At 57.4% G+C, this 23,193-nt stretch carries 25 protein-coding genes; 11 read left to right on the plus strand and 14 right to left on the minus strand.

What is annotated here, in order from left to right:
- Positions 1-235 precede the first annotated feature (235 nt).
- On the minus strand, positions 236-1,564 hold the full coding sequence (locus EP166_RS14585; RefSeq protein WP_127558361.1) for a sensor histidine kinase: 1,329 nt from the start codon (positions 1,562-1,564) through the stop codon (positions 236-238).
- Positions 1,554-2,219 (minus strand): response regulator, encoded by a 666-nt coding sequence (locus tag EP166_RS14590; RefSeq protein WP_127558363.1) that lies wholly within the window; start codon positions 2,217-2,219, stop codon positions 1,554-1,556. Before EP166_RS14590 ends, EP166_RS14585 begins: the two co-directional genes overlap by 11 nt.
- Before the next feature lie 172 nt (positions 2,220-2,391).
- On the opposite strand from EP166_RS14590, the gene EP166_RS14595 reads away from it, so the two are divergent.
- Genes EP166_RS14595 through EP166_RS14605 form a run of 3 tightly spaced genes read left to right on the plus strand, consistent with a single transcriptional unit; the run spans position 2,392 to position 5,550 of the window.
- Complete coding sequence (locus EP166_RS14595; protein ID WP_127558365.1) at positions 2,392-2,796, plus strand: PepSY domain-containing protein; 405 nt, start codon at positions 2,392-2,394, stop codon at positions 2,794-2,796.
- A gap of 39 nt (positions 2,797-2,835) precedes the next feature.
- The gene (locus EP166_RS14600) at positions 2,836-3,306 is read left to right on the plus strand and encodes a DUF2271 domain-containing protein (RefSeq protein ID WP_127558367.1); all 471 of its coding nucleotides are present in this window, start codon (positions 2,836-2,838) and stop codon (positions 3,304-3,306) included.
- Between the two features lie 21 nt (positions 3,307-3,327).
- The gene (locus EP166_RS14605; protein ID WP_127558370.1) at positions 3,328-5,550 is read left to right on the plus strand and encodes a PepSY domain-containing protein; all 2,223 of its coding nucleotides are present in this window, start codon (positions 3,328-3,330) and stop codon (positions 5,548-5,550) included.
- A gap of 52 nt (positions 5,551-5,602) precedes the next feature.
- Here EP166_RS14605 and EP166_RS14610 read toward each other — a convergent pair whose 3' ends face one another.
- The 4 genes from EP166_RS14610 to EP166_RS14625 form a co-directional block, all read right to left on the minus strand.
- Entirely contained in the window at positions 5,603-6,274 is a 672-nt protein-coding gene (locus EP166_RS14610; RefSeq protein ID WP_127558372.1) for a haloacid dehalogenase type II, read from the minus strand.
- Positions 6,275-6,369: 95 nt separating this feature from the next.
- A complete protein-coding gene (gene hisC, locus EP166_RS14615) occupies positions 6,370-7,434 on the minus strand; it encodes a histidinol-phosphate transaminase (RefSeq protein WP_127558374.1) in 1,065 nt (354 codons plus the stop codon).
- 109 nt (positions 7,435-7,543) lie between these two features.
- Positions 7,544-7,999, minus strand: a complete 456-nt coding sequence (locus EP166_RS14620) for a GNAT family N-acetyltransferase (RefSeq protein WP_127558376.1) — start codon at positions 7,997-7,999, stop codon at positions 7,544-7,546.
- Between the two features lie 97 nt (positions 8,000-8,096).
- On the minus strand, positions 8,097-8,657 hold the full coding sequence (locus EP166_RS14625) for a DUF1415 domain-containing protein (protein WP_127558378.1): 561 nt from the start codon (positions 8,655-8,657) through the stop codon (positions 8,097-8,099).
- A 143-nt stretch (positions 8,658-8,800) separates the two neighbouring features.
- On the opposite strand from EP166_RS14625, the gene EP166_RS14630 reads away from it, so the two are divergent.
- Genes EP166_RS14630 through EP166_RS14640 form a run of 3 tightly spaced genes read left to right on the plus strand, consistent with a single transcriptional unit; the run spans position 8,801 to position 11,151 of the window.
- Entirely contained in the window at positions 8,801-9,043 is a 243-nt protein-coding gene (locus EP166_RS14630; RefSeq protein ID WP_127558380.1) for a Trp family transcriptional regulator, read from the plus strand.
- Positions 9,044-9,085: 42 nt separating this feature from the next.
- On the plus strand, positions 9,086-10,480 hold the full coding sequence (locus tag EP166_RS14635; RefSeq protein ID WP_127558382.1) for an anthranilate synthase component I family protein: 1,395 nt from the start codon (positions 9,086-9,088) through the stop codon (positions 10,478-10,480).
- Complete coding sequence (locus tag EP166_RS14640) at positions 10,477-11,151, plus strand: anthranilate synthase component II (protein WP_127558384.1); 675 nt, start codon at positions 10,477-10,479, stop codon at positions 11,149-11,151. The genes EP166_RS14635 and EP166_RS14640 overlap by 4 nt, the downstream gene beginning before the upstream one ends.
- Positions 11,152-11,227: 76 nt before the next feature.
- On the opposite strand, the gene EP166_RS14645 is transcribed toward EP166_RS14640, so the two are convergent.
- The 4 genes from EP166_RS14645 to rpe all read right to left on the minus strand — a co-directional run bounded on the left by EP166_RS14645 (position 11,228) and on the right by rpe (position 14,141).
- On the minus strand, positions 11,228-11,599 hold the full coding sequence (locus tag EP166_RS14645) for a DUF1304 domain-containing protein (RefSeq protein WP_127558386.1): 372 nt from the start codon (positions 11,597-11,599) through the stop codon (positions 11,228-11,230).
- A gap of 26 nt (positions 11,600-11,625) precedes the next feature.
- Positions 11,626-12,303 carry an HAD family hydrolase gene (locus EP166_RS14650; protein ID WP_164743955.1) on the minus strand — a complete coding sequence of 226 codons (678 nt, stop codon included), beginning with the start codon at positions 12,301-12,303 and terminating at the stop codon, positions 11,626-11,628.
- Positions 12,300-13,130, minus strand: a complete 831-nt coding sequence (locus EP166_RS14655; protein ID WP_127558390.1) for an HAD-IIB family hydrolase — start codon at positions 13,128-13,130, stop codon at positions 12,300-12,302. Before EP166_RS14655 ends, EP166_RS14650 begins: the two co-directional genes overlap by 4 nt.
- Positions 13,131-13,463: 333 nt before the next feature.
- Positions 13,464-14,141, minus strand: coding sequence for a ribulose-phosphate 3-epimerase (gene rpe / locus EP166_RS14660; RefSeq protein ID WP_127558392.1), 678 nt, complete (start codon positions 14,139-14,141; stop codon positions 13,464-13,466).
- A 103-nt stretch (positions 14,142-14,244) separates the two neighbouring features.
- On the opposite strand from rpe, the gene EP166_RS14665 reads away from it, so the two are divergent.
- Together EP166_RS14665 and EP166_RS14670 are read left to right on the plus strand one after the other, a co-directional pair.
- Positions 14,245-15,060 (plus strand): DUF3530 family protein, encoded by an 816-nt coding sequence (locus EP166_RS14665; RefSeq protein WP_127558394.1) that lies wholly within the window; start codon positions 14,245-14,247, stop codon positions 15,058-15,060.
- Between the two features lie 312 nt (positions 15,061-15,372).
- Complete coding sequence (locus EP166_RS14670) at positions 15,373-17,013, plus strand: HD family phosphohydrolase (protein WP_127558396.1); 1,641 nt, start codon at positions 15,373-15,375, stop codon at positions 17,011-17,013.
- Here EP166_RS14670 and EP166_RS14675 read toward each other — a convergent pair.
- The 4 genes from EP166_RS14675 to EP166_RS14690 form a co-directional block, all read right to left on the minus strand.
- Complete coding sequence (locus tag EP166_RS14675) at positions 16,935-18,080, minus strand: MFS transporter (RefSeq protein ID WP_127558398.1); 1,146 nt, start codon at positions 18,078-18,080, stop codon at positions 16,935-16,937. The genes EP166_RS14670 and EP166_RS14675 overlap by 79 nt on opposite strands.
- Positions 18,068-18,799, minus strand: coding sequence for an arsenical resistance protein ArsH (gene arsH / locus EP166_RS14680; protein WP_127558400.1), 732 nt, complete (start codon positions 18,797-18,799; stop codon positions 18,068-18,070). Before arsH ends, EP166_RS14675 begins: the two co-directional genes overlap by 13 nt.
- A 58-nt stretch (positions 18,800-18,857) precedes the next feature.
- Positions 18,858-19,160 (minus strand): ArsR/SmtB family transcription factor, encoded by a 303-nt coding sequence (locus tag EP166_RS14685; RefSeq protein WP_127558402.1) that lies wholly within the window; start codon positions 19,158-19,160, stop codon positions 18,858-18,860.
- A gap of 351 nt (positions 19,161-19,511) precedes the next feature.
- The gene (locus EP166_RS14690) at positions 19,512-20,402 is read right to left on the minus strand and encodes a LysR family transcriptional regulator (RefSeq protein ID WP_127558404.1); all 891 of its coding nucleotides are present in this window, start codon (positions 20,400-20,402) and stop codon (positions 19,512-19,514) included.
- Positions 20,403-20,595: 193 nt separating this feature from the next.
- Here EP166_RS14690 and ligA point away from each other — a divergent pair, with 193 nt between their 5' ends.
- The 3 genes from ligA to EP166_RS14705 all read left to right on the plus strand — a co-directional run bounded on the left by ligA (position 20,596) and on the right by EP166_RS14705 (position 23,104).
- Positions 20,596-20,991, plus strand: a complete 396-nt coding sequence (ligA, locus tag EP166_RS14695; RefSeq protein ID WP_181952725.1) for a protocatechuate 4,5-dioxygenase subunit alpha — start codon at positions 20,596-20,598, stop codon at positions 20,989-20,991.
- Positions 20,984-21,832, plus strand: coding sequence for a class III extradiol dioxygenase subunit beta (locus tag EP166_RS14700; RefSeq protein ID WP_127558408.1), 849 nt, complete (start codon positions 20,984-20,986; stop codon positions 21,830-21,832). Before ligA ends, EP166_RS14700 begins: the two co-directional genes overlap by 8 nt.
- A 264-nt stretch (positions 21,833-22,096) precedes the next feature.
- Positions 22,097-23,104, plus strand: a complete 1,008-nt coding sequence (locus EP166_RS14705; RefSeq protein ID WP_127558410.1) for an amidohydrolase family protein — start codon at positions 22,097-22,099, stop codon at positions 23,102-23,104.
- Positions 23,105-23,193: the final 89 nt, after the last annotated feature.

Consider the following 23,193-nt stretch of genomic DNA (forward strand, 5'->3'; position numbering starts at 1 on the left):
CGGTGTCTCCTGTTAAACGGGTTGATAAAGCCTGTCTGATGGGTCGGAGCCTACCACAATTAATGCAAATGATAAAGATTATCATTTAAGTGAATCTCATCGCCAGCCTGTGAAACGCCCGGGTGCGGGTGCTTGCCAGTGGCATTGAACCTGGTAAACCAGTCACGGCCGTCCACGCGGCTTCACTCAGCGGTGTGGACCGCTCAATGGGCACAACATAAAGCCCGGTAACCGGCTATCGACTGACAACGACATTGAGCTCGGCCTGAAAACCGTCTTGCTGCCCCGGCGCGGGAGAACGCAATACCAGGTGCAAACCAGCACCTTCAACAATGGCATCGACAATCGCCAAGCCAATACCCGACCCCGGAGCCTGGGTGTGTGAACGAACAAACCGTTTGCGCAAACCGGCCATTTCGTCAGCCCCCAATGCGTCGCCCCGGTTGGAGACAGTCAGGTTTCCATCTGCCGAAAGCGCTACCTTCACGGGTGACCCCGCTTCACCATGCTTGAGTGCATTGTCGATCAGGTTTCTAACAAGTATGGCAAACGCATCCGGGTTCAACCGCGAATGAACTGGGGCATCAGAGCGCTGAAGCACCAGGCGACCGGGTTCCGCCCGCTCACACTCACTCACAACCGTTTCAAGCACCGGTACCAGGTTGTATGGCGTCTCCGACAGGACACCACCGCCTTCCGCTTTTGCCAGTTCAAGCAGCTTCTGTGACAGCCGCGACAGCCCCTGCAGCGACGCTTCGATCTCAGCCACTTTACGCAAAGAGGGTGTTTCAGACAGATCCGCTTTCAAGCGTTGCACTTTTGCCAGCGCAGTCGCCAGGGGCGTTCGTAACTCATGGGCACTGTTGGCGGTGAAGCTGCGCTCGGCGTCCAGTGCGCGCCGAAGCCGCTCCAGTAACCGGTTGATCGAGACGGCCATGGGTTCCAGTTCTTGCGGCAGTTGATCGACCGGTACGGGAGACAAGTCGGCCGCTCCACGAACTTCCAGTGACTCGCTGAAGTCCACCACCCGGCGCAATGAAAACCGGACCGTCCACAAGACGCCCAGAAGACTGACCGGAATCAGCAGCAACAATGGCAACAAGAGTGCGATGCCGGCTTCAAAGGCTGCCTCTTGCCGGTGCGCCAACGGTTCGGCAATGTCGATGAATATCGTCTGGCTGACGGCAGAGGTGCCGTAAAGTCGGTGGGTAGCGGTGTTATAAAATCCACTTCTCGGGCGATCGTCAAATACCGATAGATCCACATCATGCGACTGAAGCAGAATAGTGCCAGACGCATCCCGTATGAGATAAGTCAGGTATTCGTCGTGGTCCTCTATCGCCGGTGCTGTTTTCTGCACACGATCGGACTCACGACTGAGGATATCGGTCACCGCCAACGGCAGAATTCGTTGCGCCGTTTCCTGCAACGCACTGTCGAATACCTCTTCCATTTCGTGCTGTGCAACCAGGCCTGAAGCCAGCACACCCAGCAACCAAAGCACGGTGACGCCCGCCGTCAGGCCCAGGCTGAGCGTTTTCTGCAGGCTGCGTTTACCCTTCATGGGTTTTCAACCGGTAGCCCATGCCACGAACGGTTGCCACCAGATCCCTTCCCAGTTTCTTGCGCAAACGGCTGATATAAACCTCGATGGTATTGCTCTCAATTTCGGCGCCGAATTCATAGAGCCGGTCTTCGAGCTGCGACCTTGAGAGCAACTTCCCCGGGTGTTGCAGGAACGCGTCGAGCAGTGCCCACTCCCGCGATGTGAGCTCAATGGGCTCGCCATTGCGCACAACGGTGTGATCGCCCAGGTTGACGGTCAGTTCACCAACGGACACCACTGGGTTCGGATTGCCGCGGTATCGACGGGCAACCGCAAACACCCGGGCCGACAACTCCGACAAGTCAAACGGTTTGACCAGGTAATCGTCCGCGCCGCAATTCAGCCCCTCAATGCGATCGGATACCTGGTCGCGCGCCGTCAGAATAATCACCGGGGTTGCATTTCCGCCGTGGCGCAGGGACTTCAGAAAATCAATGCCAAAGCCATCGGGCAACTGAAGGTCCAGAAGAATCAGATCGTACTGCGTGGTTCTCACGCTGGTTTCGGCAAAGGCAAGGCTTTGCACCCAGTCCACTGCATGGCCATCGGCGCTGATCTGCTCCTGGACCGCCTCACCCAGGCCGACAGTGTCTTCCACTAACAACACGCGCATTCGACATCCTTAAACGGGTTATGTGCTTACCATAGTATCGCTGAATCCTGACAACCATCTGAATGCCATAGGTTTGCTGAAAACAGACAAACGCGTCGAGGCATTACCCCTTTCAGGTCCGAGTCAGAAACGCCGGATACAGTGGCGACATTCACCTGAGAGGACAGCAATCATGAAAATACCTTCCCTGGCTCTGAGCCTATCCCTCCTGCTGATCAGCGGGGCAGCACTGGCCGATGACGACTGCAATGACCCTATTTCCAACTGGCAGCCACGAGAGGCATTGCGCCAGCAATTGGAGGACAACGGCTGGATTGTTTATCGCATCAAAATTGACGACGGCTGTTATGAAGTCAAAGCACAGGACAACGAGGGAAATCGCGTGGAAGCCAGCTTCGCCCCCGCGTCGCTTGAATTGATGGAATGGGAGCGAGAAGACGACGACGGCTATGACGACGACGATGACAACAACCGTCAGTATCAGCCGGCCGTCAACCGCCAACCAACTGATGCCGGGCAACCCTCTGCTCCAACGAACGGCATTGTCAACAATCGACCTACGGTCACCGTTGAATAACGGTTTTACGGCGAACACAACCACCGCGGAGATCAGACAATGAAGCACCCCCTGTTAACACTCGTTCTTACTGTGGTGCTGGCATTCCCGGCCCTGGCTTTGGCAAGGGAGGTCACATTAACCACTCAGATGGCCAACTACCGGGGGGACGGTGCTTACCTCGCCCTCTACCTGACGGACTCGAACGGAGTCTACAAGGGCACCCTCTGGATCGCGGGCGGCAAACGCAAATATTACGAGCACCTGCGTGACTGGGCCAGAGGCAGTCGCATGAACCCGGCGGACTACGACGGCCTGACCGGAGCCAGTGTCACCCGCGGCCGTACCCTCAGAATTACACTCGACCTGGACGATTCCCTGTTCGACAGCGGTCACGAAATTCGTATCGATTCCGCGGTGGAGGATCTGCGTGATAACCGGTCGGATGTCGTGGCGCCGCTGACCACGGAAGGCGCGGGCATACCCATCAGCGGACGAGGCTACGTACAGTCGTTCACCTACGAATTCTGAGGCTATACAGGAGCTCTGTTCATGTGGCGCACCGTTCATTCAATCGCTGGATTGTTGGCTGCCGTATTGTTGATCACCGTTGCTACCAGCGGGGCCATACTATCGGTGTCTCCCGCTCTGGATCGTTCAGGTGCGACTATTCCGGCACAGGGTGCCGTTTCCGTCGCCCAGCTCGCTGGCCGAGTGGTGAACCACTATCCGCAGACCGAACAGATAAAACGATTACCGTCGGGTGTGATTGTCGTTTACTACGTCAATGACGGTACCCCGGGAGCAGACCGGGTCGACCCTCTGACAGGTTTGGGAGTCGGGTCCTATCAGCCGTCACCCCTGTTCCGCTGGGTCAAGGATCTGCACCGTGCGTTTTTGCGCGACGATGGCGGACGTTTGCTCGCGGGTCTGACCGCTGCCGTCATGGTATTGATGTGCCTTTCAGGTGCCTTTCTGCTGGCTCGCCGCTCTGGTGGTTGGCGATCACTGTTAAAACCACTGACGGGAACCGGTGATCAGCGGGTGCACTCTGAACTGGCACGATTGGCGATCATCGGATTACTGCTGTCCGCTCTGACCGGCACCTACCTGTCTGCCGTTCGATTCGGTCTGGCACCTGAGCCGATGAGCAATGAACCGGCCTACCCGGCAGAGGTGACTGGCGGCACTCCTGCCACCGTTAGCTCGCTCAAGGCGCTTCGGGAAACCGACCTGAATTCTTTGCATGAACTGGTCTTTCCATACCCGCATGATCCACTGGATGTGTACTCACTGAGCACCCGGCAAGGCTCCGGGTTTGTTGACCCGTCCACCGGCGAACTGCTGGAATTTGAAGCGACAACCTCCCACAGTCGGCTCCATGGCCTGATCCTCAGTCTGCATACCGGCGAGGGTTTGTGGTGGCTTGGGCTGTTAGTCGGCGCGTCATCACTGACCGTACCCGTACTCGGCATCAGTGGAACCTGCATCTGGTGGCACCGCCGGAGTTCGGTAGACCGTTCGCTGAATAACGCCGACATCGCAACCGCCGATACGGTGATTCTGGTCGGTTCAGAACACAACACGACCTATGGTTTTGCCCGAGTCCTTCATGAGCAAATGGTCGCAGCAGGACGACGGGTGCTGACGGCCGACATGAACGATCTGGCTCAAGCCTACCCCAGCGCCTCGATGCTGTTCGTACTGACAGCCACTTACGGCGACGGTGGCCCGCCTGCGTCTGCCGATTCGTTCATGCTGAAACTGAACCACTTTCACATCACCCACGGTCTTTCTTTCGCTGTACTCGGCTTTGGTGACCGGCAATATGCCAACTACTGCCGGTTTGCCGTTGAAGTGGACGAAGCGCTGGGGAGAATTGGGCTCGAACGGCTCGATGAGGCCGCGTTTATTGATCGACAGTCATCCCGGATGTTCAATGACTGGGGACACCGACTGGCAAAACGGATCAATGTGCCGTTGTCACTCGTCCATGACCCTGTCCCTTCAACCCGGTTCAAGCTCGAACTGCTTGACCGGGCTGACTTCGGCGCACAGATCAATGCGCCCACCAGCATCCTGCGGTTCGGGCCAGCCCGGAAAACCGGCATGGCATCCTATCTTCCCTGGCGGGGTGTCAGGCCCCTACCGGAATTTGAAGCCGGTGACCTGATCGGTGTGATCCCGCCGGGTGACGAAACGGCACGATATTATTCACTGGCCTGTTCAAGCACCGACGGTTTACTGGAAATTTGTGTGCGCAAACAGCCTGGTGGTGTCTGCTCCGGGTTTCTGCACAACCTGAAAACGGGAGAGCAAATTCAGGGCTTCATCCAGCCTAACCCGGACTTCAGACCGGCACCCGGTGGGCACCCCATCATCTTAATCGGGGCAGGCGCCGGCATTGGCCCGCTGGCCGGGTTTATAAGGAAGAACAATGCCCGCAACCCCATGTTCCTCTATTGGGGGGGACGAAACCCCCAGTCGGACTTCCTCTATCAGCCTGAACTTGACCGTTATCTCGATGACAGCCGGTTAACTGGCCTGACGACGGCCTTCTCAAGAACTGACAATCGGGCCTATGTTCAGGACAGAATCACCGAAGACGCACCGACCCTTCGCGACATGATTGAGAAGGGTGCGCAGATACTGGTGTGTGGCGAGCGGGAGATGGCTACCGGGGTCAGACAAGTAATTGATGACCTGCTGGTGCCACTCGGCACCAGTGTTGACACCCTAAAACGGGAGGGTCGCTACCTGGAAGATGTCTATTAGCCAGGAACGATTGTCGTTGGACCTGCCATCATGAGCGACTTACCATCAGGCTTTACAAGCCCAATTTTTCCACCAGGTCAGTCAGAGAAGGGACGATAACGTCAGGTGCTTCCCCCCAGGGGTCAAACGGGGCGTCGGTCCTATTAACCCAGGCGGTTCGCCAGCCGGCATGCCGCGCGCCCAGAATATCAAAGGGGTTGCCGGAGATAAGCCAGGTCTGGCTGGCCGTCGCATCCGTTGCTTCGATAAAGTGGTTGTACACTTTAGGGCTGGGTTTGAAAGTGCGCAGTACATCCACACTGACGATGCCGTCGAGGTATTCGATCAGTCCGGCGTGGGTGAGCAAATCCGACGCGATGGCCGCTTCGCCATTGGTGAAGGCAAAGGCCCGGGCGTCATTCAATTGCAGTTGCTGCAACAGGCCTTGCGCATCGGTGAACGCCGGCAGCGTGCGGTAGGCGGTCAGCAACGCGTTCTGTTGGCGCCCGTCCAGCGAGATACCGGCTTCATCCAGGGTGAAGTCGAGTGCCTGGCGGGTGCAGACCGAAAAGGGCTGGTAGTGATCCATCAGCCCGCGCCGAAAGCTGTACTCCAGCTGTTTCTCGCGCCAGCGTTGGCTGATGGCCGCCGCCTGGTGCTCATCGTGCAGCATGTCCGCCAGGGTAATCTGAATGCCCTGGGTGTTGATCAGTGTGCCATAAACATCGAAAGCCAGCGTCACCATCGTAGCTCCGCTCTTTAAGGAATGAGCCGTCAGTCTAGTCGATAATGCCAACAGACTGCCCGCAAGACGTTGCGTTCAGGGCAGCACAGCGCGCCCTACTGCAGGTACGACCGGACCAGGGAGAGTAGCCTGCTCATCTGTTCATCGGTGCCGATGGATATGCGCACAAACTCACTGATTCTGGGTTTATTAAAGTAGCGGATCAGTACGTTATCCTGCCGTAACCGGTTGGCCAGTTCCGCGGCATCCAAACCGGCGGGCGGACGCGCAAAGACAAAATTGGTTTTCGAAGGCAGTACCTCAAAACCCAGTCCAACCAGGGCCCCGGTGACCGCCTCGCGGGTTGCCATAATCTGTTGGCAACAGGCCTCGAAATAACCAGCATCGCGCACGGCAGCACAGCCGACCGCTTCGGCGATGCGGTCAATCGGATAAGGGTTGAATGAGTTCTTCACCCGGTTCAGCGCTTCGATCAGGTGCGCCTGACCGGCCGCAAAGCCAAGCCGCATTCCGGCCAGCGATCGGGATTTGGAGAAGGTCTGTACAACCAGCAAGTTCGGGTAGCGGTTGATCAGTGCCACGGCAGACTCCGCGCCAAAATCCACATAGGCCTCGTCGACCACAACGACCGATCCGGTATTGCGCTGCAGCAGGGCTTCAATCTGATCGAGTGACTGTGCCAGGCCGGTTGGCGCATTTGGGTTGGCGAAAATGATGCCGCCGTTGTCGGTGGTATAGGCATCAAGATCCAGCGAAAAATCCTCTGCGAGTGGGATGGTGTGATACTCCACCCCAAACAACTGGCAATACACCGGATAAAAACTGTAGGTGATGTCCGGGAACAGAATCGGTCGGGCTTGCTTCAGCAGCCCCATAAACGCCATGGCCAGTACATCATCTGAGCCGTTGCCGACAAATACCTGCGCCGGTGCCAGACCCTGGTCTTCGGCAATGGCGTCTTTCAACGACTGGGAGTTCGGGTCCGGATACAGACGCAACCGCTCGGCGGTAGCCGGTTGCTGCAACAGTTCAGCAACGCCCGGCGCTGGGGGGTAGGGACTTTCATTGGTGTTCAGCTTGATCAGGCCGTCTACCCTGGGTTGTTCACCCGGGATGTAGGGGTCCAGAGAGTGAACCAGAGGGCTCCAGTAAGACGACATGCACAACCTCGACTCGATAGTAATTGAGCGACAGCATACCAAAAGCCATCGCACCCAGGACAGCCTGTTCAGCTGGGCTTCAACAGCAACCCTGCCAGATCAGGTGGCTTTAGTCCTGTTTCAACTGGTACATGATGAAGTCGCTGGGGCCTCCGGTGTATCGGTCGTAGAAACCACGCCCCCGCTCATTGAAATGCTGGGTAATCCACCGCAAGGCAGGCCAGCCACGGTCACTGGCAAGGGCTTGCAGCGCTTCGAACAGAGCATCCGCCGCGCCTCTGCCGCGTGCGGCCGGGTCAACAAACATGTCATCCAGAAAACCCACATCACAGCCACCCAGTGGACGCGGGCAGGCACGAACATGAGCCAGACCAACGACGGCACCCGCTTCGTCACACACCACCAGCCCTTCGAGTACATGGTTTGGGTCGAGCAGCCAATCCCATACCCGGTCGGCGGTCGCATCATCCATTGGAACGCTATAGAAGTCGGCGTAGCCGTTAAACAGGGCGCGCCAGTCGGGTTTGTCTTCCAGGGTTACAAAGCGGGTCTGGTGGTGTGGCATGGTCTTTCTCCTAGCTGGGGTGACTGGGAAAGGGGTACGCTCCGGTTCGTCACAGCGATCACCCGGCAAGTCGCCATTGGGGCACGGTTAAGGCCGTTTACTGGCCGCCGCCAGTCGCCAGACACCCGGCCAACAGGGCTTTCATCTTTTCTGTGCCCATGTCATTCATCATTTGAATGTTGTTATCCGGAATGGCGTCGACATCCGGGTAGGCATCGATGGCCGCTTCGAGGGAATCTTCGCGCAGCAGGTGCAGCATGGGATAAGGCGAACGGTTGGTGTAGTTTTCCGGGTCATCGCGCTCGGTACCACCAAACTGGTATTTGGGGTGAAAGCTCGCGATCTGGAAGATGCCTTCCAACTCCAGTTCGATCAGCAGGCCTTCGGCGACTCCTAGGAAATCGTTGTAATCGTAAAAGCTCTCGTAGATCCGCGGGTGAATCAGCAGGGTGGTTTCAATGCGGTCTTCCCCGGCCAGAAACAGCAACTCATCTTGCAACGCTTCGATCAGCGCGGCTTCGGAGGTGGCGTGGGTCACGCTGAACCGCACCCGGTTTTTCACCAGCTCGCGCTTGGCAAAGGGGCAGAGGTTCAGGTCGATCACAACCTGTTCAACCCAGGCGCGGGTCTGGGCAATCACTGTGGCGTCGTCGTGCACGGGCAAACCTTCAAATCGATGAATGTCAGCCGCGCAGTGTATCACCGCTGACTGAAAAGGCTTGACTTCAAACAGCCAGTTGGTATCGTACTAGTACGCTAGTACATACCAGCGACCCACAACACTACTTGCAGCCAATACCGATGACCGACGACCCGTATAAAGCCGAGTTGATACGCCATTTGCTGACCATCGACTCGCCCGATGCTATGGATACCGCCCTGGAGAGCCTGCTGACCCCGGCGGAATACCAGGAAATCAGTAAGCGCCTGCAAATCTTCAAGCTGCTTAACGAGGGCGTGGCCCACCGCAAAATCGCTGAATTGCTGGGTGTGGGCATTGCCACGGTATCGCGGGGCTCGCGGGCCCTGCGCGACACCCACTGACCCTACCCACATCAACGGAACCCACCTTGCCAGGATGCCTTTATGTCTGACATGCCCAAACCCTTTACGCTGCCGCGCAAACCGCACTACGTGAAGCTGGCCGCTGACTGCGATTTTTTTCAGTTGTTCAAAAAGATCGATAAGCAGTTCGATACTTGCTACATGCTGGAGTCGCTCGGTGAAGACAGCCACATTGCCCGGCATTCCATCATCGGGTTTGATCCGGAATATTGCCTGTATGCCAACGGCCAGGAACTGACCATTGAAGACCGCGACGGCCATTCCAATACCTATTCAAGCAGCAACCCGTATGACTTATTGCGCAGCCTGATGCCGCAGAACATCATTTCGCGGAAGTACGCGGGCGGGCTGTCTGGCTACCTGGGCTACGATGCGATGCAGTATTTCGAGCCGACGCTGCAGCTAAAGGCCAATGATGACTTCGACACCTTTCGGTTTGGTTTGTACAAAGATGGCCTGATTCTCGACAAAATGACCGGTGAGGTTACCTACTTTTATTACGACAACAGCCGCTATGATTTTCTGCAGTCGCTCATCGAATCTGACGACGTGCCGAATGGTGAGCTTCGCATAACCGCACTCGGCGATACCATGAGCCAGACAGAACACGCTGTGGCCGTGGCGAAAGTTAAGCAGGACATCATCGACGGCAAGATATTTCAGTGCGAAGTCGGTTTTAAAAAGCGCTTCAAAATTGAAGGCGACACGTTGGCCCTTTACGAAAAAATGCGGGAAATAAATCCGTCGCCGCAGATGTACTATGTGAAATTCGGCGCGCAGAAATTGGTGGGCGCCAGCCCGGAAATGCTGTTTCGTTTGCGCCAGGGCGAGATGGAAACCTTCCCGCTGGCGGGCACCACCAAGCGCGGCGCCAATGCCCAGGAAGATACGCAGTACGCCCGCGCTCTGCTGAACGACCCGAAAGAAATTGCCGAGCACAATATGATTGTCGACCTGCACCGCAACGACATTGGTCGCGTAGCGCAGTTCGGCACGGTAAAAGTGCGCAGCCTGATGGACATTAAACGCTTCAGCCATGTGCAGCATATTTCCAGCGAGATCGTCGGCATTATGGCCGAGGGTGAAGACATGTTCTCAGCCCTGGCCAGCAATTTCCCGGCGGGCACGCTGACCGGGGCACCCAAAATTGAAGCCATGAAAATCATCAATGATCTGGAGACTGATGGGCGTGGTCCCTATGGTGGGGCCGTCGGTCAGTTCTCGTTCAATGGCGATTGCACCTTCGCCATTCCCATCCGTACGGTATTTGTGAACGGCGAGCGCGCCTATGTGCAAACCTGCGGTGGCAATGTCTACGACAGCAACGCCGACGATGAGTATGAGGAAATTCGTCGCAAGTTTGCGGGCACACGCAAGGCGCTGGAGCCTTTTATGGATTCGGAGGCGTCGGCATGAACATCCTGATCATCGACAACTACGATTCGTTCACCTATAACCTCTACCAGTTTATTGGGGAAATTCTGACGTCGGCCAAGAACCGGGGCACGATTGAGCAGTTCGAGATTCTGGTGCGCCGCAACGACCAAATCAGCTTTGACGACATTAATGCAATGGCGCCGGATCGAATCATCATTTCGCCTGGCCCGGGCTCACCGGATGATGAGCGTTACTTTGGTGTCTGTGCCGACGTCATCGAGAAACTGGGTAAAACGACACCCCTGCTCGGGGTGTGCCTGGGCATGCAGGGCATTGTGCATGTATTTGGCGGCCAAGTGGTTAAGGCGCCATTGCCGATGCACGGCAAAATCAGCCCGGTCACACACAACGGCCAGTCGGTGTTTCGCGGCGTGCCGGATCAGCTGGATGTGATGCGTTATCACTCGCTGATCGCCGCGGCTGAAACCTTACCCGAGTGTTTACAGGTTACCGCCTCGGTCGGAGACCTGAGTGCAGAGGATTTTGAAGATCGGGAGCGACTGGCCCGGGGTGGGAATTTCGAATTAATGGGAGTTAAGCATCGCGATTATCCGATTCACGGCATTCAGTTTCATCCGGAGTCGTTTGCGACTGAAGGGGGCAAGGAATTGATTGCGAATTTTCTGTTTATTGAGGACGAACAGGAGTAACACTATTTGCCTGGTACGTTAACCCCCAGGGCGAACGCTCTCCCTGGGCGCGGGAGAGCGTTTGAAGGGCTGGCCGCTAGCCACCGCTGAACGGCGCAACGATGCCAAGCACCACCAACGCTACAATGGCCGGTACTGCCTGCACCCATAAAATCTTGCGGCTGACGGTGGCGGCCCCATAAACCCCTGCAACAATGACGCAACTGAGAAAGAAGATCATGACCGGGACACCGGCCGTGCCAAGTAACAATCCCCAGAGCAAACCCGCAACCAGAAAGCCATTATAAAGGCCCTGGTTAGCGGCCATTACTTTGGTTACTTCGGCTTTTTCGGCGTTCATGCCAAACACCTTGCGGCCAATCGGTGACGTCCATAAAAACATTTCCAGCACCAAAAAACCGAGGTGCAGCAAGGCGACCAGCGCCACCAGCATTTGAGCTAAATACATCACAGAGGTCCTTGTGTGAGGAAGGGTTAGTGCTGTGGCGCAGGGCTTGCAGCGGCCAGACACAGCGCAACGACAGACTCGAAGTCATCGACAATGGCCAATGGATGAAACGCTTCCAGCGGCACATTGCCATGATAACCATAACCGACGGCAATGCCACGCATCCCAAGAGCATGGGCCGGCTTAAGGTCGTTTTCAGAATCCCCGACCATGATGGCTTCGGCCGGTTCAATGCCGAATTCGGCACACACCTGAACCAGGCTTTGCGGGTCGGGCTTGGGCCGCTCGACTTCGTCGCCGCACACTACCCGGTCAAAGAAGGGCGCCAGCCCCAGTTCAGCCAGAAAGGTGCCGGTAAAGTGAGAGCTTTTATTGGTAATGCAAGCCAGCCTGAGCCCCTGGTGTTGCAAGGTTGCCAGGCCCTTGATGACGCCGGGGTAAATATCAGCCTGCATCAGCGTACGCTGATAAGCCTCGCGAAACAGCGCATGTGCCCTGCTGGCATCGTCTTCGTAACCGTGGCTGTAGAGGCCGCGCTCAACCAGTTTTTCCGGCCCATTGCCGACCCAACGGCGCACATCGTCGATGCTGCAGCCGTGACCGGTGAGCGTGGTTAATACCTCATTGAGCGCGGCGTGAATGCCGCGCGCACTGTCGACCAGAGTGCCGTCGAGATCAAAGAGTATGGCCGTTACCGGTGTCACAGACTGAAGCCGTAACGCTCTGCCAGGAAATAGGCAATGGCGCTGTCGGTGTTCTTGCCGATGATGCCGGTCGATACGGCTTTTACTTCATCGAGGGCGTTTTCCATGGCGTAAGCTTCGTCGGCGAGCTTGAACATGCTGACATCGTTGTCTGAATCGCCAAAGCAGACCAGGCGCTTGGCCCCGGTCTGACGCTGCAGAAACTTAACCGCATCGCCCTTGGTGCCGCTGATGTGGTGAATGTCCATCCAGTAATAGCCTTCGCGGTACATATCGGGCCCGGCGTAGACTTGCACATTGGGCATGTCGGCCAGTTCTTCGGCCATGTACAGGACTTTCTGGTTCTCAGTCACGGCGAAGACGTTCAGAATCTGCTCCTGAATCGAGGAAAAATCGGAGTTCAATTGCACGTTGATCGCCTGGCTTTCCATGTATTTGGCCCAGGCTTCTTCACGCTCGGTGCCGATGCGGCGAATCACGGCACCAATGCGGTCTTCGTGGTCCAGGGTATTCAGCCAGGGGTTAATGCCGTGCACTTCGAGGCGACGGCAAACTTCAACCAGCTCCATCGGGTCCATCGGCTGGGCGTTGATGCGCACGTTTTCGTTCAGATCCCAGATCAGCACGCCGTTTTTGTACGCCTGGGGATGGCGGAACCGCACATCAGGCAGGGCTTCGCGACCGCCATGCGGCATACGGCCGGTGGCGACGGTCCAGGCAACGCCCAGCTCATCCAGTTTGTTCAACGCAGTGCGCGTCAGGTCCGTTATGCAATCTTCGCCGTCAATCAGCGTGCCGTCGAGGTCAAATACCAATAATTCTTCCACAGGATCTCCCGGGTGAGTAGCGGTGCATACGCGGCACCGCTTAAATAAAACATCATTATGAAGCCGAAATGCTAACCACTCACGTTTCGGAGTTCGCTAGCAAAGGATTAGCATCGGACGCCAGGCAGGGCTATCGAGGGTGGTCCGCAGCAGGGATGCTGCGGTCCAGGCCCGAATCGTCGGACCGCCATGGACAGGTTTACGCCGACCCTCGATAGCCCTGCCTGGTGGCCGGTGCGGACGACTGACAACGAAGCCAGCCGCGAACTCCGAAACGTGAGTAAAAAACACATTGTTAACGCCATTGCGCCACCAACCGGGTAGCAACCCCAGTCAGGCGCTGCGGGTTTTGGCCAGTTCCTCGCGCATGTCGGCGATACGGGTTTTATAGTCATCGGCATTAAAAATGGCCGACCCGGCAACGAACGCATCGGCGCCAGCCTCAGCGATGGCCCGAATATTATCGACTTTCACGCCGCCGTCGACTTCCAACCGGATATCGCGGCCCGAGGCTTGTATACGGGCGCGGGCGTCGCGCAGTTTATCGAGCGCGGAAGGCAGGAATGACTGACCGCCGAAACCGGGGTTGACCGACATAATCAGCACTTGATCGATCTTGTCCATCACGTAATCCAGATAATGCAGCGGGGTGGCCGGGTTGAAGACCAGGCCGGCCTTGCAGCCGCCGTCGCGAATCAGCTGCAGCGATCGATCGATGTGGTCGCTGGCTTCCGGGTGAAAGGTAATGATGCTGGCGCCAGCCTCAATAAAGTCGCCAATCAGCCGATCTACTGGAGACACCATCAGGTGCACGTCGATGGGCGCGGTCACGCCGTGATTGCGCAATGCCTTGCACACCATGGGGCCGATGGTCAGGTTGGGCACGTAGTGGTTGTCCATCACATCGAAGTGGACCCAGTCGGCACCGGCGTTCAGGACGGCATCCACTTCTTCGCCCAGGCGGGCAAAATCGGCGGACAATATGGAGGGGGCTATGACAAAATCGGACATTTCGGGGCGTCTCACGGCTGGCGGAACGCCCATTCTAGTGACTGCCAGAGGGAGGTCAAACGCCAATGTGTCCGACCAGCGATAAAACCCGGGTCACCAACCGATGACAAAACGCTCCCTGCTGCTAACAGTCAGCCTGTGCGCCCTGCTCGCGGTTAGCGCTTTCAGCCGGGCAGAGGCGCTGGGCCAGGCGCGTGCCAACCACCTGAATGACCTGGCACAAGCCCGGGCCAATGCGCAAAATGGCGAAGAAGTCGTCATTCTTGGCGAAGGCGACAACGCCTTCCTGGGCCTAAGCCTGCAGCAACGCACAGCCACCCCACAGGGCGCGGTGCTGATTCTGCACGACCAGGGCCACAACCCGGATTGGCCAGTGCTGCTGCAACAGGCTCGGACCTATTTGCCCGATGTTGGCTGGAACACCCTGTCGATCGCCCTGCCGCTGGTTGGCGGCTATGCCACCGATGCCGAAACGACGCTCAACCGCATTGCGCTTGCGCTGCAACGCCTGAACCAGGACGGCCAGTTCAATCTGGTGATTCTGGGCTACGGTGAGGGCGCCTATTGGGGGGCCCGCTACCTCTCGGAACGGCTGCAGCCAGACCAGGAGATCGGCTACGGGCTGATGATGGTCAACGCCAAAACCATCGAACCCGACCTGCCCGACCTGATCGGCAGCCTGAACATCGCCATTCTCGATTGGGTATCCGACGACGACCCGGCGGCGTTAAGTGCGGCCGATAACCGCCGCGCGGCCGCCCGACGCAACCAACTCGAACGCTTTACCCAGATCCGCGACCCCGGGCAAGCCTCGTTTTACAACCAGGCTACGCCCAATCGCACCACCCGGCGGCTCTGGGGCTGGCTACGCACCCGAATGGCCGGGCGTGAGGGTGAAGTTCGGACGGTTGAGGAGTAGAGAACACCCTCCCCAGTGGTAGATTTCATCGCTACAAGCGATTCTTGTTGACCAAATGCAACCACCTAACCGAGTGTTGGCTGCCGGGTGGGCCTATCCGGGGTAGTCCGCAGCATGGATGCTGCGGTCTAGGCCCCATGGACGGGTTCACGCCGACCCCGGATAGGCCCGCCCGGTGGCCAACACGGATTTCTGACTCAGTTGCCAAGTAACCAACTATTTTGCCCCCAAAGGGGTCACTCCACCGCACATCTGGGCTATGCTTTTCTGCTGTGGCACTGCCAGTCGTTATCGGGACCTCAGGAGCGCAGTATGACGACCCCCGACCCTTCTGTTCGACATCACTCAGAACACACGGAAAGGGCACTAGCCGCCTGGAGTGTGGATTCCACCAGTGATTTGCTGGTCCGCCTGGCCCGGGAAACCACCGTTGCCGGGCTGATGCATCGCATTCTGAAAGAAGCCCGGTTGCTGACCGGGGCTGAAGGTGGCACTTTTTACCAGCTGGATGAAAGTTCGGATTCTCCTCAGTTAGTCTTTAAGGCCATTCATAATACGGTGCTTGGGCTGGAAAGCCGCGACCCGGGTCAGTTGAGCCAATGGCCAGCCATTCCGCTTTATCATCGCCCGTCGAATGGCTCGGGGAGCGGCCAGCCAAATCATCAGAATGTGGCCTCCTGGGTGGCCCTGACGCGTCAGGCGGTCAATATTGATGACGTCTATCAGACTGGCGATTTTGATTTCAGCGGTACCCGCCATTTTGATGCCGAACACCGCTATCGCTCTCGGTCCATGCTGACCCTGCCGCTGTTAAACCATGAAGACCGGGTGATCGGCGTGCTGCAGCTGATTAATGCACACACTGCGGAAGGCGAGACCCGCCCCTTTACCGATGATGACCAGCGCACCGTTCAGGCCATGGCCAAGTTTGCTGCGCTGTCGCTCGATAACCAGTTACTGGTGCAAAGCCACAAAGACCTGCTCGATGCCTTTATTCAGGCGTTGGCGCGCATTATCGATGTTCGGTCGTCGCATACCTCGGCCCATTGCGAGCGCATTCCGGTGCTGACGGAGATGATGGCGCGCGCCGCCTGCGACGAGACCGACGGTTACTTTGCCGACTTCAATTTGAACGATGATGAATGGTATGAACTGCACGTAGCGGCCTGGCTGCACGATTGCGGCAAGCTGGCCACCTCGGAAACCATTTTGAACAAAGGGCGCAAACTGCAACGCCTGCTCGATGGCTTCGATGCCGTTGCCGCGCGCTTCGCAGCCGCCATGGCTCAGGCAGCGTCGGCGGCTGAAGCCGATGCCTTGCGTGAAGATCTGGATTTTCTGGAGCGGATTAATCGCGGCGGGGAGTTTATGCCCGAGCCGGACAAAGACCGGGTTCGGACCATTGCCAGCCAAACCTGGCGAGATGCCTGGGGCATCACCCAGCCATTACTGAACGACGATGAAGTCACCAACCTGTGCATTACCCGGGGTACCCTGAACGACGACGAGCGCCAGGCGATTAATCGCCACATCGACATAACCATCGATATTCTCGAACAACTGCCCTTTCCACCCAAACTGCGCCGGGTACCCGAATATGCGGGCGGACATCATGAAAGAATGGACGGGCGCGGCTTTCCGCGTGGCCTGACCCGCGAGCAAATGTCGATTCCGGCCCGGATGATGGGCGTGGCCGATGTGTTTGAAGCGCTGACCGCGAAAGAACGCCCCTACAAACCCCCGATGCCACTGAGCCAGGCGTTTTCCATTCTGAAAACCATGCGCGACGACCAGCACATCGACCCGGATGTATTCGAGCTGTTTTTGCGCAGCGGTAAATGGAGAGACTATGCCGAGCGTTTTCTACTGCCCGATCAATTCGATGTAGACGACGTAACACCGTACCTTGCCGACAGCAGCATCAATGCCACCAAACCGGTCAGCAAACCGTAGAACACCGGCGTCCAGGCCCCAGCCAGCAACAGACTGGCCAGCAAGGCACCCACGGCGGCGGCCAGATCCCGCCAAAAGGTAAAACCATTCAGGCTGTGATGGCGGCTGCCATCAGACAATGCCTCGTCCGCCAGCCGCTTGGGCACCAATATCATATAAAGCCCGTGCCCGGTGATGGCGAACACACTGGCCCAGAGCACTTCCGTCAAGGCCATTAACCCGCCGGCGACCAGCATTAGCGCCAGGGAAATACCCAGCCAAAGCCGCTCGGGCACCCAGGGGTTTACCCGAATCGAGACCACCCCCACTAGCAGATTGAACAATCGCTTGGCCAGCAGCAACCAGGCGGTCATCGCCAGTGCGGCGGCCGTCGACCAGCCCGCGACCACCAGCAAGGGCGCCAGTACGACGGTCCAGACCCCGTCAAACAACAAGCACAAGACAAACGTCAGCCGGTGCCAGGCATTGGGCCAGGGAAAACGCGCTCGGGTTGGCGCCTGCGGGTCCGATTGCGCCCGGGGCAACGCCAGCGCCGGCCACAACGCCACCAGGCAGAGCGCGCTGGCCAGCACCAGCACGGCCTCAATGGCAATGTAGTGCACCAGCCAAGGCGCAACCAGCAACACCGACAAGGGCCCGACTTCCTGCAAGCTGGTGTACCAGCCCAAGTTCACCATGCGTCGTTCCGGCTGGTGGGTGGCGTAATGCAGACACCCCAGCCGCATCAGCGCATAAGCCATGCCCCACAGCAACCGAGCAAGCAATAACACCCAGGGGCTGGCCAGCATCAGAAACGCCAGGCTCGCGGCCGTGGCCAGGGCAACGGCTTGCAGCATGGAGGTGCGCGGGCCAAAGCGCTCAAACCAGGGCAGCAGCCAGGGATTGATCAGCAAACGGACAAAGCGATTGGCCGACAGCAAAATACCGACCCAGATCAGCGTCAGCCCGAAGTCTTCAAAGTACAGCGGCAGCAACAGATACAGTACAGAGTCGGACACCAGGGCCAGCGTTAATACACCGCTGGCCAGCACCGTTGGCTGGCTGTGCAGATGAATCAGGCGCAGCACGGACGTTTGGCTTCCGGGGGTTCTACGCTGGCAACATCGTCAACCCGAGCCTGATAATCCGCCTTGTTCTCTGAAAACCGGTGCGTCAGCATCGCAGACTGGTTGCGCAACAGCAGTGTCATCCGGAACAACTCTTCCATCACATCGACAACCCGGTCGCGGTAGGGCGAATCCTTCATCTGGCCATCGGCGTCGAACTCCTGAAAGGCTTTGGGCACCGACGACTGATTGGGGATGGTGAACATCCGCATCCAGCGGCCCAGCACGCGCAGCGCATTGACCACATTAAACGACTGCGACCCGCCGTTAACCTGCATCACCGCCAGCGTCTTGCCCTGGGTTGGCCGAATCGCGCCGTCGCTGAGCGGTATCCAGTCGATCTGATTTTTAAACACCGACGACACAGCACCATGAATTTCCGGCGAGCACCAGACCATGCCCTCGCTCCATTGTGCCAGCTCACGCAGCTCAACGACCTTGGGGTGATCCACCGAGACCCGGTCGCACACCGGCAACCCTTCCGGATCAAACACCCGCACTTCGGCCCCGAACTGCTCCAGCATCTGAGCGGCGTTCAGCGCCAGCTTGCGGCTGTTCGACTCTGGCCGCAGTGAGCCATACAACACCAGAATGCGCGGCGCATGCGTATTGGGTTGCTGATAGCCCTGCTGCAACTCGCTCAGGGTACTCTCAAGACTGTGATCGGGTATCAGTGTCATAATGCCTCCATAATTCCAGATATATCGAAATATAAAACCAAAAAAACTCGCTCAACCGTTAGCAACTGCTCTCGGTACAACACTCTTCCATCAGGTAACCGATGAGGGTGTTCAACCGGTCGTACTGGGCAAAACACCGCAATACCCGCCCTTCCCGAACCTGCTTCACCAGACCAACATGAACCAGACGGCTCAGATGATGTGACAAAGTAGACCCTGGCACATCCAGTTGCTGCTGCAACTCGGCAACCGGCGCCCCACCATGACCGGCGCGTACTAACAGGCGGTACAGGCCCAGACGGGTCGGGTGGCCCAGTTCCGCCAGTTGGGCGGCGGCTTGTTCAAGTGTGAGTGTTGTCATGAGGCTGATTATCCACCCGGGAAGCAGGTCGTCAACATATTTCTAGTAATATCGAAATATTAAATGAGCGCTCTGCTAGCTATGACGCCTTGGTTTAGGGTGTCATGAGTTAGAAATTCGTGCTGATTCAGCCGATTACTATCCCGAGGACTGTCGGGTGCGCCTACTGAGGGCCGTTAGACCGCATGGATGCGGTCTCCGAGCTTACAGGGATGTATTTACAGCGTGTCCTCAGTAGGCGTGCGCGACAGTCCGATTGGCACCATACTAACAGTAACCACCTGAGCGCTTTGTCCGCGAATTTCTAACTCATGACACCCGAAATAACCACCGTAAACAACTAAGCCAGGCTCACATCTCTGTCGTCAGGTCTTTCAGAAACTCGATGAACAACCGGGTCTTGGCGCTTAGCATGCGGCGGCTGGTATAGACTGCCGAGGCTTTGGCCATCAGGTCCAGCTCCATGTTTTGGGCCACCTGCACCAGTTCGCCACGTTCGATGGCGGTGCGGCAATACAGGGAAGGCAGCAGTCCGACGCCAGAGCCGGCGATGACGGTATCGCGCACCATGATCGGATCGGTGGTCTCGATGGAGGCCTGTATTTCGACCTTGTGCTTGTCGTCCTGATAACGCACCGGCAGCGCCGTTTTGTTGTAGCGGCGTTCACAGACGTGTACCTGTTCAACCAGCGCGTCCAGGCCGGGGAAGGTATGGCCGGCCGGGTAAGTGTTCGGGCTGGCCACCCAGATCAGCGGGGTCTCGAACAGGGGCACGGCGATCAGTTCCGAGTCGGGCAAATCACCCACCTGAACCGCAAGATCAATGTGCTCGCCGATCAGGTCCACCGCGGTGGGGGTTACCTGGATGTTAAGCTGAATTTCCGGGTACTGCTGATTGAAACGGTGCAGGTGACCGGCCAATACATCGCGGCTGAACGCCATCGGCAATGAAATGGTCAGCTCACCGCTGGGGGTATGGCTCAGGCCATTCATGTGCGCGTCAGCAGCTTCAACCTGCTCCATAATCAGCTGACAGTGTTTGAAGAATACTTCGCCTTCGCTGGTCATCCGCATCTGGCGGGAATTGCGTTCCAGCAGGCGTACCTGCAGGTCATCTTCCAAGCGCTGTACGAACCGGCTAACGCTCGACTTCGGCATCCGTAACGAACGTGCCGCGGCCGAAATACCTTCTTTTTCAACAACCGCAACGAAAACAGGCAAATCAGATATGTTCCACTTCATGAACGAAACGTCCTAATGTTATAGGTTGTCCCAAATTGTGCACTTAACTAGTCTGGTTGTCACCCCCAAAGCGTAGTTGAATAAAAACGGTGCCTTGTTGCCCAGCGAAAGTGACAACAGGAGGCAACCGATACAACGACTATACTGGCAACGCCGTACCAGAACGAACCATTCAACATTGAGAGAGCGACCCATGAACCGCGAGTATCGAGACATACCGGGCACCTACGTGATGGATGGCCAGCATTGCCGCAAAGGCTACCATCTGAACATGTTCTGCATGTCACTGAACAAAGCCGAGAACCGCGACGAATTCCGCAAAGACGAAGCGGCGTATCTGGAAAAATTCAAGCTGACCGACGAGCAGAAGACCGCCGTCCTGGAACGGGACTGGCTGGGCATGCTGCGTCTGGGTGGCAATATTTATTACACCTTCAAGCTGGCCATTTTCGATGGCCGGTCCATGCAATTTGTTGGCGGCGCCATGTCCGACGTGACGGAAGAAGAGTTTCGTCAGATGATGGTTTCCGGCGGTCGCCCGGTCGAAGGCAACCGCAGCAAGAAAGAACAGGAGCAGTCGAATGGCTAACATTGTAACCGGGATTGGCACCTCGCACGTGCCATCCGTTGGCGCCGTGATCGACAACGGCAAAGAACAGGATCCATACTGGAAGCCGCTGTTCGACGGGTACCAACCCGCCCGCGACTGGATACAGGACAACATGCCCGACGTGGCGATCGTGGTCTACAATGACCACGCTTCCGCCTTCGGCCTGAACCTGATCCCGACCTTTACGCTGGGCGTGGCAGAAGAATTCCCCCCCGCCGATGAAGGCTACGGCCCGCGCAAGGTGCCAACCGCTGTGGGTGACCCGGACCTGGCCTGGCATCTGGCCGAATCGCTGATTCTTGATGAATTCGACATGACCATCGCCAACGAAATGTCCGTCGACCACGGCTGCACCGTGCCGCTGTCGATCATGTTCGACAAACCCGAGCAATGGCCGTGCAAAATCATCCCGCTGTGCGTCAACGTGATTCAATACCCGCCTCCGACTGGTAAACGCTGCTTCGACCTGGGCAAGGCAATTCGCAAAGCGGTTGAAGCCTACGACAAAGACATCAAGGTCGCCATCTTCGGCACCGGAGGCATGTCGCACCAGTTGCAGGGCGAACGCGCTGGCCTGGTCAACGCCGAATTCGACCAGTCGTTCCTCGACCGCCTGACCACAGACCCGGTAGGTCTGACTAAAATCCCACACGTAGAATACATGCGTGAAGCCGGCTCTGAAGGCATCGAACTGGTGATGTGGCTGATCATGCGCGGCGCCATGGGCGACGATGCGTCGGAAACCTACAAGTTCTATCATGTACCCGCGTCCAACACCGGCGCGGGCCTAATCGTGCTGGAAGATGGCAGTCAGAAATAATTGGCAAGGGCTGGTCGCTGAGCGACCAGCTTCGGAGTCAGGGGTTCACTGGTGGCTTGCGCCCGCGCTGGCTACCGGTGATGTCTCTGTGGGGTCGGCGTGAACCCGTCCATGGGGCCTAGGCCGCAACATCCATGTTGCGGACTTCCCCACAGAGACATCACCGGCAACCAGCGCTCGTCCTGTGCAAACTTCGAACCTTGAGTTACTGAGACTACAACACATCCCTGAGACTCTGGGATTACAACAACACTGGAGACGGCCATGATCATCGATTGCCATGGACACTACACCACCGCACCGTCGGAGCTGGGCGATTACCGTGACCAGCAAAAAGCGGAGCTTAAGAACGACCCGATGTTTCAGACGACCAAGGGTATTCTGAACATCACCGACGATCAGATTCGTGACAGCATCAAGAACAACCAGCTGAAACTTCAGCAGGAACGCGGCACTGACCTGACCATTTTCTCACCGCGCGCCAGCTGGATGGGCCATCACGTTGGCAACGAAAGCACCAGCGTCGCCTGGACCGAGCATTGCAACGATCTGATTCGCCGCGTTTGCGACCTGTTCCCGGAAAACTTTGCGCCGGTGGCTCAGTTGCCCCAGAGTGCCAACGTCAAACCGGATGCTGTGGTGCGCGAGCTTGAACGTACCGTTAACGAGATGGGCTTTATCGGCTGCAACCTGAACCCGGACCCGTCCGGCGGTTACTGGAAAGACAAGCCGCTGCACGACAAGTTCTGGTACCCGATTTACGAGAAGATGAGCGAACTGAACATTCCGGCGATGATCCACGTTTCGGGTTCGTGCCACGAATGCTTTCACACCACCAGTTCCTACTACCTCAGCGCCGACACCACCGCCTTTGTGCACCTGATGATGTCGGACCTGTTCAAGGATTTCCCGGACCTGAAGTTTATCATTCCACACGGTGGTGGCGCTGTGCCTTACCACTGGGGTCGTTTCCGCGGTATCGCCCAGGATCAGGGTTTCGATCTGGAAGAGAAAGTACTGAACAACATCTTTTTCGACACCTGCGTCTACCACCAGGAAGGCATCGATCTGCTGCTCGACGTGATTCCGACCAAAAACGTGCTGTTTGCATCGGAAATGATTGGCGCCGTGCGAGGTATCGACCCGCGCACCGGTCACTACTTCGATGACACCAAACGCTACATCGACGGCAACACCAAGTTAAACGCCGCTGAGAAGAAGATGGTCTTTGAAGACAACGCGCGCGCTGTCTTCCCGCGCCTTAAGGCCTGATCCGGTACCGGGCCAGCCGACTTCCTTGTGTTGTGCTTTCTGACCCGCCTCTGGCGGGTCTTTTTTTGCCCGTCGCTTGAACTTGTGCC

It is taken from the genome of Saccharospirillum alexandrii (genome assembly GCF_004000275.1).
In the GTDB taxonomy this organism is placed as follows: Bacteria; Pseudomonadota; Gammaproteobacteria; order Pseudomonadales; family Natronospirillaceae; genus Saccharospirillum; species Saccharospirillum alexandrii.

Bases quoted from the DNA above. Each gene is read 5' to 3' on its own strand.
- EP166_RS14585 (WP_127558361.1), bottom strand. From the start codon at position 1,564: ATGAAGGGTAAACGCAGCCTGCAGAAAACGCTCAGCCTGGGCCTGACG.
- EP166_RS14590 (WP_127558363.1), bottom strand. From the start codon at position 2,219: ATGCGCGTGTTGTTAGTGGAAGACACTGTCGGCCTGGGTGAGGCGGTC.
- EP166_RS14595 (WP_127558365.1), top strand. From the start codon at position 2,392: ATGAAAATACCTTCCCTGGCTCTGAGCCTATCCCTCCTGCTGATCAGC.
- EP166_RS14600 (WP_127558367.1), top strand. From the start codon at position 2,836: ATGAAGCACCCCCTGTTAACACTCGTTCTTACTGTGGTGCTGGCATTC.
- EP166_RS14605 (WP_127558370.1), top strand. From the start codon at position 3,328: ATGTGGCGCACCGTTCATTCAATCGCTGGATTGTTGGCTGCCGTATTG.
- EP166_RS14610 (WP_127558372.1), bottom strand. From the start codon at position 6,274: ATGGTGACGCTGGCTTTCGATGTTTATGGCACACTGATCAACACCCAG.
- hisC (WP_127558374.1), bottom strand. From the start codon at position 7,434: ATGTCGTCTTACTGGAGCCCTCTGGTTCACTCTCTGGACCCCTACATC.
- EP166_RS14620 (WP_127558376.1), bottom strand. From the start codon at position 7,999: ATGCCACACCACCAGACCCGCTTTGTAACCCTGGAAGACAAACCCGAC.
- EP166_RS14630 (WP_127558380.1), top strand. From the start codon at position 8,801: ATGACCGACGACCCGTATAAAGCCGAGTTGATACGCCATTTGCTGACC.
- EP166_RS14635 (WP_127558382.1), top strand. From the start codon at position 9,086: ATGTCTGACATGCCCAAACCCTTTACGCTGCCGCGCAAACCGCACTAC.
- EP166_RS14640 (WP_127558384.1), top strand. From the start codon at position 10,477: ATGAACATCCTGATCATCGACAACTACGATTCGTTCACCTATAACCTC.
- EP166_RS14645 (WP_127558386.1), bottom strand. From the start codon at position 11,599: ATGTATTTAGCTCAAATGCTGGTGGCGCTGGTCGCCTTGCTGCACCTC.
- rpe (WP_127558392.1), bottom strand. From the start codon at position 14,141: ATGTCCGATTTTGTCATAGCCCCCTCCATATTGTCCGCCGATTTTGCC.
- EP166_RS14665 (WP_127558394.1), top strand. From the start codon at position 14,245: ATGACAAAACGCTCCCTGCTGCTAACAGTCAGCCTGTGCGCCCTGCTC.
- EP166_RS14670 (WP_127558396.1), top strand. From the start codon at position 15,373: ATGACGACCCCCGACCCTTCTGTTCGACATCACTCAGAACACACGGAA.
- arsH (WP_127558400.1), bottom strand. From the start codon at position 18,799: ATGACACTGATACCCGATCACAGTCTTGAGAGTACCCTGAGCGAGTTG.
- EP166_RS14685 (WP_127558402.1), bottom strand. From the start codon at position 19,160: ATGACAACACTCACACTTGAACAAGCCGCCGCCCAACTGGCGGAACTG.
- EP166_RS14690 (WP_127558404.1), bottom strand. From the start codon at position 20,402: ATGAAGTGGAACATATCTGATTTGCCTGTTTTCGTTGCGGTTGTTGAA.
- ligA (WP_181952725.1), top strand. From the start codon at position 20,596: ATGAACCGCGAGTATCGAGACATACCGGGCACCTACGTGATGGATGGC.
- EP166_RS14700 (WP_127558408.1), top strand. From the start codon at position 20,984: ATGGCTAACATTGTAACCGGGATTGGCACCTCGCACGTGCCATCCGTT.
- EP166_RS14705 (WP_127558410.1), top strand. From the start codon at position 22,097: ATGATCATCGATTGCCATGGACACTACACCACCGCACCGTCGGAGCTG.